At 30.2% G+C, this 10,317-nt stretch carries 8 protein-coding genes and 1 pseudogene; 5 read left to right on the top strand and 4 right to left on the bottom strand.

The annotated features are described in order from the left end of the window. Positions 1–110: 110 nt before the first annotated feature. Positions 111–470 carry a hypothetical protein gene (locus tag A2255_00835; GenBank protein ID OGI21159.1) on the bottom strand — a complete coding sequence of 120 codons (360 nt, stop codon included), beginning with the start codon at positions 468–470 and terminating at the stop codon, positions 111–113. An 86-nt stretch (positions 471–556) separates the two neighbouring features. On the opposite strand from A2255_00835, the gene A2255_00830 reads away from it, so the two are divergent. The 4 genes from A2255_00830 to A2255_00815 are packed head-to-tail and all read left to right on the top strand — an operon-like array spanning position 557 to position 4,725. Then, the gene (locus A2255_00830; protein OGI21158.1) at positions 557–1,615 is read left to right on the top strand and encodes a hypothetical protein; all 1,059 of its coding nucleotides are present in this window, start codon (positions 557–559) and stop codon (positions 1,613–1,615) included. Positions 1,616–1,633: 18 nt separating this feature from the next. Next, the gene (locus tag A2255_00825; protein OGI21157.1) at positions 1,634–2,149 is read left to right on the top strand and encodes a hypothetical protein; all 516 of its coding nucleotides are present in this window, start codon (positions 1,634–1,636) and stop codon (positions 2,147–2,149) included. A gap of 2 nt (positions 2,150–2,151) precedes the next feature. Further along, the gene (locus tag A2255_00820) at positions 2,152–3,612 is read left to right on the top strand and encodes a hypothetical protein (GenBank protein OGI21156.1); all 1,461 of its coding nucleotides are present in this window, start codon (positions 2,152–2,154) and stop codon (positions 3,610–3,612) included. A 42-nt stretch (positions 3,613–3,654) separates the two neighbouring features. Continuing rightward, the gene (locus A2255_00815; GenBank protein OGI21155.1) at positions 3,655–4,725 is read left to right on the top strand and encodes a hypothetical protein; all 1,071 of its coding nucleotides are present in this window, start codon (positions 3,655–3,657) and stop codon (positions 4,723–4,725) included. A gap of 59 nt (positions 4,726–4,784) precedes the next feature. Here A2255_00815 and A2255_00810 read toward each other — a convergent pair whose 3' ends face one another. Both A2255_00810 and A2255_00805 read right to left on the bottom strand, forming a co-directional pair. Further along, positions 4,785–7,253: a hypothetical protein gene (locus tag A2255_00810; protein ID OGI21154.1), complete on the bottom strand. Its 2,469-nt coding sequence runs from the start codon at positions 7,251–7,253 to the stop codon at positions 4,785–4,787. Positions 7,254–7,457: 204 nt separating this feature from the next. Next, complete coding sequence (locus tag A2255_00805; protein OGI21153.1) at positions 7,458–8,969, bottom strand: hypothetical protein; 1,512 nt, start codon at positions 8,967–8,969, stop codon at positions 7,458–7,460. 449 nt (positions 8,970–9,418) lie between these two features. On the opposite strand from A2255_00805, the gene A2255_00800 reads away from it, so the two are divergent. Further along, on the top strand, positions 9,419–9,712 hold the full coding sequence (locus tag A2255_00800) for a hypothetical protein (protein OGI21152.1): 294 nt from the start codon (positions 9,419–9,421) through the stop codon (positions 9,710–9,712). A gap of 109 nt (positions 9,713–9,821) precedes the next feature. On the opposite strand, the pseudogene A2255_00795 reads toward A2255_00800, so the two are convergent. Next, a pseudogene (locus A2255_00795) lies at positions 9,822–10,317 on the bottom strand (hypothetical protein).

Genomic DNA, 10,317 nt, shown 5'->3' with positions numbered 1-10,317 from the left:
CAATTTCCCAGTCTATTCCTCATTTCCCTGCCCTCATTTTTTGGACAGTTTACATGACGAATTTTTTATCACTTTGTTTTATACCACTACCGAATTTTTTAAGAAATTTTCTAGAATAATTTTTCAAAATTGCTTTGCATTTCTGAATAATTTGTCTTTGTAACATTCAGAGAAATACTTGCCAGATAAAACAGAAGAGGAATACCAACTAATATTAATACAACAATGATTATTGCATTTTTAACCCAATTAAAATGTTGCTTATATTTATATTTTTCGTTTATTTCATTTCTGCTTTCAGAAATTAAATGATTAATAAAATCCTGTTTTTCCTGATAGGATAATGTTTCTATAAACTTAACATTTTCAGGATAAATCTGAAAAACGAACTTTTTAGGCCCTTGAACTATATCATCTTCACTAAAATATTTAGATTTTTTTACTTTAAAATTGTTAGAAGATTCGGTCAATTTTTTCACCTTGCAAAATATTTGTAATAATATTAATTAATCTTGTACATGAATTTATTTTAGACTTATAATTTTATCGTTTTTAGATGTTTAGTAAATTTGGAGCTACCGTGGTTACTTTTGATAAATCCAACTTAAAATCTATTATACAAAATTTAAATAAAGGCCGTGTACTCGTAATAGGTGATTTTGCTATAGATGAAATGATTTATGGCCAAACTCACAGAATTTCACGAGAAGCACCTGTTTTAATATTAAAGCATACACATACAAATATTATATTGGGAACAGCATCAAATGCTGCACATAATATTGCTTCTCTAAGTTCAGACAGGGTAGCTACTATAGGAGTCTATGGTGAAGATTACTATGGTCCTATATTATTAGACGCTCTTAATAAAGCACGGATAGATACTTCGCATATGGTGCTTGATCCTTCAAGAGTAACTACAACCAAGACCAGAATATCAGGATCATCTACACAATCAGTTACTCAGCAAATCGTACGTATTGATAGAGAAATTAATGCTTGTGTTAACAGTAATACAGAAACTAAAATAATTGATAATATTAACAAGTGTGCTCATGAGTTTGATGCTATTTTGCTTTCTGATTATGGCATTGGGGTTATGACCCAGAATGTTATTGATGCTGCAATACAAGCAGCTAAAAAACATAACATGTTTATAGCTGTTGATGCTCAAACAGATCTTACAAGATTTCAGGGAGTAACAGTAATTACTCCAAACCAGCCTGAAGCTGAAAGAACACTTGGCTATGAATTAAAAGATCACGAGACCCTTATAAAAGGAGGAAAAGAATTACTGGAAAAAACTTCCTCTGAAATGATATTAATTACTAGAGGAAGTGAAGGAATGATATTATTTGAAAGAAATGGCAATATTACAAGTATTCCTGCTTTCAATAAAACAGATGTTTTTGATGTTACCGGAGCTGGAGATACTGTTGTCGGAACTTTCACCCTTGGACTTTGTTCGGGAGTAAAGGGATCTGAATGTATGTTTCTTGGAAACCTCGCTGCAAGTATAGTTGTTAGACATTTTGGATCAGCAACCACCACTATTTATGAGTTAACAGAAACTATTGATAAATTAAATATCGAAAATATGAGCTTAAAAGTATAAAAATTGGGGTTTAAATTTATGATTAAAAATGGAAAACTTTTTGGATTTATAAATATTATCGATTTAAGCATTGTTTTAATCGTTCTTATTGCTGTTACAGGTTTAGTGCTTGTAAAAAGCAGCCGATACGCAACTTCTGCCAATGTAGTTAAAAAAGAATCAATGATTGAGTTTGATGTTGTAATAAGAGGCTTAAAACTTTCAAGTGAAGATCGTGTATTTAAGACTAAAGAAAAAACTTTTATCACAATTAGAAACGTTCCATATACTTCTCTAGAAATAGTAAAAGCAGAAATGGAACCCTGGAAAACAGTGATTCCGGATGTTAATAATCCTGGAAAAGCTCTTGCTGTAGTTGATCCAACCGCACCTTATACATATAATTTTCTTGTTACTTTAACAGATAAAGCTACAATAACAGCTGATGGTCCTGTTATTGGAGGAAACAAGATTAAAACCGGTCTTCTTGTAACTTTAGAAGGCTATAAATATAGACTTAATGGTGTGGTTTCAGACGTAAGAGTACTTAAATAATTATGGATTTCATAAAATCTTCTTTATTTATGAGGCTATTAAATAAAATAGATGTTCAAGAAGATTCATCTTTAGTACAGGCTATGAATAAGAGTCTGATTTTTACTAAGTTAAACAGCCTTCTTGAATTTATTCAGGATAAAATGTCATATTTTGCTCAAACTAGTAAACTGGTTAAAAATATTGATACTTTTATTTTGTTATTAATTTCTTTGCTTATTATTGCAATACCTTTTGCTTCAACAAAAATTATAGGATTTATTACAATAACCGCTTTTTCTCTATTAGGAATAAAATTTCTGTGTATAAAAGGAGAAAAGCATCATTTTACAAGTTTTGATATACCCGTATTTTTATATATTGTAATAGCAGGGATAAGTGTAGCTTTTTCATCTTTATTAATTCCAAGTATAAAAGGCTATATAAAAATGATCATTTATTTTAGCGGATATTTGGTTTTCTTGAATATTCTTAGAAATGACCCTAAAAGAGTTATTTATTTAATGGGATTAATAGCATTATCTGCATCTATCGAAGCCTTTTATGCTGTTTATCAACAAGTAATAGGGGTTGAAGCTCTTGCTTCCTGGCAAGACCAAACAGAAGTTAATCCTGAACAATTAATGAATAGGGTTTATGGTACTTTAAAACCATTTAATCCTAATTTACTTGCAGGTTATCTTATTGCATCATTTTCTTCTGCTCTTGGGGTAGCTTTCTGGTTTTTAAATAAAAAAAATATACGTATAGGATTAATTTCTCTCATAGGGGCATTGGCCATTCTTCTTGCCATTGTATTTACAGGTTCAAGAGGAGCATATATAGCCACTGCTGCAATGTCTTTTGTCTTCGTTCTTATTTCAGGTCATATTATCTGGCATGAATATGGTCATATCAAATGGCTCAAAAAATTATGGGTAGCAAGTATCATTCTTGGTACAGTTTTAGTAATAGCAGCTATTTTATTGTCACCGGCTCTTCAACATAGAATAACATCTATTTTTATGTTTAGGGCTGATAGCAGTAATTCCTACAGATTTAATGTTTATTCTGCCAGCATAAAAATGTTTCTTGATAATTGGCTTACAGGTATTGGCCCAGGAAATACCACTTTCAGACTTATTTATGGACTATATATGATAACCGGGTTTGATGCTCTCGGATCATACAGCGTTCCTTTAGAAGTAGCAGTTGAAACCGGAATTTTTGGTTTATTAATATTTATTTGGTTAATATTATTTAGTTTTATTAAAAGTATAAAGTATATTTGTAACAAGGTTAATTTAGTAGAAAATAAAATTATTGTATCAAGCTGCTTAATAGGAATAACCGGCATGATGACTCATGGTTTTGTCGATACAATATGGTATAGACCTCAGGTAAATTTAATATTCTGGATACTTATAGCAATACTCTGCATTGTTACTACATCAAATTTAGCTCTTTCCCAAAAACAAGAATAATTTATATATTTTCAAATTTGAAAAGTATAATAAAATAAGAATATGATAAAAAAACGGAATAAAGTTAAAAAAACAAAGATATTAGCCATTAACTTTGGCGGTATTGGTGATGAGATTTTATTTTTACCTGCTTTAAAAACAATTCGTGCTTTTTATCCTGTACCTTACCTGACTTTAGCAGTCGAACCAAGGAGTAAATCAATTAAAGAACTATCTTCTTTAATTGATAAAATCATTACCTGTGATGTTAAAGGAAAATTTAAATATTTAAACCTGATTAAACTTATATTTAAAGCCTGGTCCGGTAGATATGATGTTGTGGTTTCTTCAGGCAGTTCAAAACTTGTAGCAATTTTATTGTTTTTAACAGGTATTAGAAAAAGAATTGGCTATGATAGTGGGATATTAAGCAAAATACTCCTTACAAAAGCTGTGCCTCTTAATAAAAATCAATATGCAGCTGATATGTATCATGATTTAGCTATAGCTATTAATACAGATCAAGATTCTGGCTTGCCTGAAATAAACATATTACCCGAGAATTTAGTATGGGCAAACGAAAAAATAGGGATCAGAGATAAACAAATTATTACAATACATCCAGGAGTCAGCAAACTTAGTATTGAAAAAGGCATAATTAAATTCTGGTCTATAACCAATTGGGTTGAATTAATCGTTAAACTTCTTTGCTCAGGAAAATACAAGGTTATTTTAACGGGTGGACCTGATGATGAAGGAGTATTTCTGCAAATAAGAGCTGAACTTGCAAGATATAATCTTCCTGATGATAGCTTAATTAATCTTTATGGTGAAACAAAGAACATTTCCCAACTTGCAGCTTTAATAAGTTTATCAAACATGCTTGTTTGTGTTGATTCTGCACCAATGCACGTTGGAGTAGGGGCTAGAACTCCTATAGTTGCCATATTTGGCCCTACAGATGAGAAAAAGTTACTTCCTCAAGACGATTACAGGTTTACTGCTGTTAGAGAAGATTCTATCGATTGTAGTCCTTGTCTTTGGGACAAAAGACAAACATCCTGTGATTATCTGGATTGTTTGAATATTGATTCAAATAAAGTTTTTCAAGCTATAGAACAACAATTAAGTTAACCTTGAAAAATATTGATTGGAAAATAGTTTTTCAAAGGTTAAAAACAGTTACCAGGTAATTATTCTAATTTTTCAGCATCAGGTAAGGTAAACCAGAATCGAGTTCCCTTACCTTCCTGAGACTCAAAATTAACAGAACCTTTATGTAATTCGACCAATTTTTGAGTTAATGCTAAACCTAAACCAGTTCCCTCTTGTTTTCTGGTATAGGAAGAATCGAGTTGTGTAAATTCCTTAAAAATCTTATCAAAGTCTTTTCTGGCTATTCCTATTCCTGTATCATCAACATTTACCCTTAACATATTATCTTCAATCGATGTTGAAACAGCAATTTTACCATTCTCAGGAGTAAATTTAACAGAATTACTTAGAAGATTATACATTATTTGTCTAAACTTACCTAAATCAGCATTTATGGTAATATTTTCCAGCTGCAACTCTATACTAATATTCTTTTTAATGGCTAAACTTCTTAGTGTAAGCACTATTTCATTTATTGCATGTTCTGAATTAAATTTTTCATAAACCAGATTAGCATTTCCTGATTCAATTTTAGAAAGATCAAGAATATTATTAACTAAAAGCAATAAATGCTTTCCACTTATTGTTATGTTTTTTAGGTATTCCAATCCTTTATCAGATAAATGTCCATAATATCCTTTTAGTATCATTTCTGAAAAGCCAATAATAGCGTTAAGAGGAGTCCTGAATTCATGAGACATATTTGCTACAAATTCACTTTTTAATCGAGTGGCCTGCTGAATTTTACTAAATAAATTCGCTTGACTAATTGCTATATATATTTGATCAGCTATAGTTTCTAGCAGTCTTATTTCTTCTTGAGTCCAACGTCTAAAATAATCATATTCTACTAAACTTATTATGCCCCATACTTCATCTCCTTGTTTAATGGGGGTGAATATCATAGATTTCGCCTCTGTGATGTTAAAAAATTCTTTAAAGAAATCTGGTGTTTGATATTCATCAATGTTATCAATTGCTAAAGTTGTTTCTTCTTTATTGAGTATTATTTTTGCAAAGTAATCACCGATTTGACTGTTACATCCCAAAGTCTGAATTCCCTTAAATTCCTCTCTGGCTTTATATTCTCGCATTAATAGAAACTCTTGATAATTATCTTTATTGGGATATTTAAATACCGTAACTTTACCAACATTAAATAATTCAGCTACTTCCTTACATACAATTTCTAAAGTCTCATCAATATTGAGACTTTTTCTAATCTTGCTTATAATAGATCTTAGTAATCTTTCTTTTTCTGCATTTCGTTTTTCTTTTTCTGCATTTCGTTTTTCTTTTTCTGCTTGATTCTTAGTAATTGAATATAATTCTGCCTGTTTTATAGCGATAGAAATATTATCAGCAATTATAGCCAAGAGATTTATCTCATCTTGGGACCACTGTCTATAATTTTTATTTTGTAAAAGACCGATAGCTCCCCATTTTTCATTATCTTTTTTAATAGGAACGGCTAAGAGTGATTTTACCCCTATTTTTTTATAAATATCTCTAAAAAATTCAGGATAATCAGAATCATTCATATTTTCTATTACGATATTTTCTCCTTTATCAAAAATACATTCTGCAAAGTAAGCGCTTGTTTGATGAGAAGGATTAATATCTCTAAGCTTTGGTAAGCAGGTTTTAATTTGATACTCAACAAGAAAAGTCCACACAGGGGCGTTTTCATACTCTGAATATCTTGATAAAGCTACTTTATCAACTTTAAATAAATTAAATAATTCCGAGCAAATATTATTTAAAACCTCATCTATATCAAGAGAGCTTCTGATTGTATTAGTAACTCTTCTTAAAAGGGCTTCTCTTTCAATTTGTTTCTGAGTAGTAGAATATAAATCAGCCTGCTTTATTGCAATAGCAACTTGATTTCCAATATCAGTTAATAACTCTATATGATTTGACTCCCATTCTCTCTGTTTTTCAACTTGATGTATAGAAAAAGCTGCTAGGACTTCTCCTTTATGAATAACAGGAACTATAATTGCAGACTTGGATTTATATACTTTATAAAACTGTCTTGCTTTTTCATTAGCTGCATCTGGCGATGTTATTTTGTTAAATATAATCGGTATATGATCCACAACCAAATTATTATAGTATTCTATAGAATTATTTATAAGTAATTCATTACCAAGGATAGGAGGGATATCTTCACTTGTTCGATATTCATTTTTAGCTTCAAATTTGTGAGTTTCCTTGTTAAATAATGCTATTAAGCATCTATCAACTTTAAGTAATTTCCCTACTTCTTCAACTGTGGTTTGAAGAACCTCATTCAGATCTAAAGATTCTCTTATACTATCTATAATCCATCTGATTATTCTTTCTCTCTCTAAATATTCAACTATATAAGTAATATTTTCTAAAATATTAGCATTATTAGAGAAAATCTCATGATTTTTCAGAGATAGTAATTCATTTTCACTAATGTTTTCTTTGTTTTGAGATAAAAACTCAAGAAACTTTTTTACAACTTCTGTTTCCAATTTTAATTTCCTATAAATCAAGTAAATTGATAAAAAATTGTAATTTATAATTTATAAGATATATTATGTATATGATACTAAAAATATCAAAATAATAAATCCATAAAAAGGTGTAAAAACAAGGTTTCAAGTAAATGTAAAAATGGTATTTATAGAATAATTAACCTATCTTTATATTTATAAAGCCAAAATAACAAATATAACTTAAAATCTATAGATTAATTTTATAATAAAGTTATGATGCCTGGTTAAATTAAAGTTGTCTGCCTGATAACCTATTCTAACACCTTTTTTTCCTTTTTCATTAATTCCTATCGTAATAGCACTACCCCATAAGATGTTGGTTCCCTCGTTTTTTATGCTCTGAGTCCCTAAATATTGCGTAAATATATAACTTAAATTGGCAGGGGCAAGGTTTCCTTGAAATTGAATATTAAAAATGTTTGAAACTAGATACTCAGGGCTAAAATATCCTCCAATACCAGGGTTATTTGGTGAAGGTTCAGGAGAAATACCATCACTTCCAAGAGGAGAAAATTCTAAGGAAGCCCCGCCAAAACCGGATCTATTTTCTTTATTTGTTTCATAAAATAAACCATATCCAGCCTGTACTAAATTAAGCAAGCTATTTTTCGGATCTGAATAAAAAATTTTTCCAACTTCACCGGATATTTCATGGTAAGGATTAGCTGGAACATTGCTTCCTCTTCTATATCCCAGATTATAATTCAAGGAAGAATAGCTTTTATGGGGTAATTTTAGTTCTATACCAGAGTTAAACTGATTATTTTTAACTCTCCCAACAAGTTCATTTGCAAACGGGCCAACTTCAGGGGTTAAACCTACAGCGCTTAATACTGAGTTTTCCTGCCTTTGTCTAATATAGCCTAAATCAAGTACTATAAAGTCATTTAAACTATAAATTAAAGAAGCATTACCAAGTATTCCAACTCCTCCGTTTGAATAAGAATCAATTCCTGCTTCACAATCAAAAGAAAGGTTGTTAGTTGGCTTAATCTCAAGTCCAGCATAGTACAAAGTTGCTGTTGTATGAGCAAGTCCATTTTTTGAGACAAACGGAGTGGCAGAAATTCCTGATTTAACTCCGTAATTTGCTTTGGGATAAAAAGTAAAATCTCCACCATATTCTTTAAAATTAACTTTACTATTCAAATTACCTGATTCTTCATGAAAGCCGAAAAAAGGTTCAAATTTAGGTCTAATTAACATTTGAATAGCCTCTTTTAATTCTTTTGCCTCTTTAAGTTTATTATCTTCAAGTTTTTTAAGGGCCAAATCATATCTCTCGATTTCATAATAAGCTTTAGCTAAACCATAATTAACACGATCCGTAGGTTTTAACTTTTCTAAAACATCTATTGCCCGTAAATAATTTTCTGAGATCAAATGAGTAGTTGCAATGTCCAGTTGAGCTTCTTCTGTAGGTAATTCTAAAGATGAAATATCTTCCTGTATTTCTTGAACCTGTATTTCCTGAAATTGAGAAGAATTTGCTTTGTTAGGCTTTAATTGAGCAAGATTTAATTCTGCATCTTTACTTTGAGATTCCAAAATCTTTGTTTTCTCAGTGTATTTAAGAATTGTTTTGTTTAAAGCCTGATATTCCTTAGCCTGTACGCTGGATAAAGAGAAAAAACAGGCTAAAAGAAAAATTTCTATTATTATGAAAACTTTTGAATTATATTTTATACTCATTTATCTTGCAATACTAACTCTTCAGAGGTAATATCCATTACCCAACTTAAATTAACGATTAAAGCCTTTTAAACAGGCAGACTTAATTTAAAACTAACAATTTACGTTGTAGCAAAATTTCTTCGGGGACTATTTTTACAGGATTTTAAAATAAAATCTGAAATTTTAAATGAGTTGATAAGATAAAATGACAGCTAAAATAATTTATTTTCTAACAATGTTTTTAGGGTTATTTGTATATATACTTAATCTGAGTAAATTTACATCCTGAAATCCCAACAAAATTACCAAAACCTTGTTATTAACCTGATAAAACACTCGTTATTCGTGCTTTAAACATAATGTCTAATAACAATATTATAAGAATGGGTGATGTATACCCTACTATTAATCAGTTAGAATGAATAAACAGATAAATGGTTACATAGAAATAATGAGAGAGTGAGATTATGTTTGGAGGTTTAAGAAATAGGTTATCGGAATTGTTTGGGTTAACTAAAAAAGAACCTGAAAAGAAAAGTGGTGTATACGGTGCAGCAGCAATAGCGCAAGCATTTAAAGGTGCTAGTTTTCCAATGTCAAAAGAAGATATTCTGGAAAAATATGGTGATCGGAAAGTACAATACCACGTAGGTAAAAAAGAACATCTCCGTGATGTAATTGAAAACATCCCTGATGAAACATTTAATTCAACCGTTGACCTGGAACATGCCTTACATGAAACACTAAAAAAACGTAAATAGTGAATTCAAATTATGTAGAACTTGAATTATTCAGCATATTTCATTAACTAAACAGAGGAAACAGCACTTAGTGCTGTTTCCTTCAGGTTTAAAAGATATTTAAATTATCCTATGATTGCCATTGACCTGAAATATAAGTCATTAATGTTGAATTATTTTTAACATCTTCGGCACTTAACAGATCAGGATCATTATTAGCATTATAGCTTGATATTTCTGCAATAATATTATTTATTTCAGTTATACCTAGATAATAACCATCACCATCTTCAATTCTTTCAAGGCTATTATCTGTATTGTAATTATAATCAACAAAGCTGATTTTATCATTACCTGCTGTAGAACCATAATCAATAAGAAGATCACCTGTTGTACTATCATAATATAAAGCAATGTTGGTTCTACTCACATCTGACTCAAAGTTAATTTCATCTAATGTACCTGATGAATCATTAATTGTGTCTATTCCATCTCCTGAATAAAACATATACTTATCATCATTAGTTCCACCAATTAAAGTGTCATTATTAGTACCACCAGTAAGGGTGTCAATACCTTCTCCTCCATCTAGCAAATCATTTCCAGATCCTCCAGATAAAACATCA

This window comes from Candidatus Melainabacteria bacterium RIFOXYA2_FULL_32_9, from assembly GCA_001784615.1.
In the GTDB taxonomy this organism is placed as follows: domain Bacteria; phylum Cyanobacteriota; class Vampirovibrionia; order Gastranaerophilales; family UBA9579; genus UBA9579.
The sequence above is the reverse complement of the archived record's forward strand: the minus strand, read 5'-3'. Positions and strand labels throughout refer to the sequence as shown.

What these genes read in the sequence shown, in the direction of transcription:
- A2255_00825 (OGI21157.1), top strand. Translation starts at nt 1,634, where the DNA reads ATGATTAAAAATGGAAAACTTTTTGGATTTATAAATATTATCGATTTA.
- A2255_00805 (OGI21153.1), bottom strand. Translation starts at nt 8,969, where the DNA reads ATGAGTATAAAATATAATTCAAAAGTTTTCATAATAATAGAAATTTTT.
- A2255_00820 (OGI21156.1), top strand. Translation starts at nt 2,152, where the DNA reads ATGGATTTCATAAAATCTTCTTTATTTATGAGGCTATTAAATAAAATA.
- A2255_00800 (OGI21152.1), top strand. Translation starts at nt 9,419, where the DNA reads ATGTTTGGAGGTTTAAGAAATAGGTTATCGGAATTGTTTGGGTTAACT.
- A2255_00815 (OGI21155.1), top strand. Translation starts at nt 3,655, where the DNA reads ATGATAAAAAAACGGAATAAAGTTAAAAAAACAAAGATATTAGCCATT.
- A2255_00830 (OGI21158.1), top strand. Translation starts at nt 557, where the DNA reads ATGTTTAGTAAATTTGGAGCTACCGTGGTTACTTTTGATAAATCCAAC.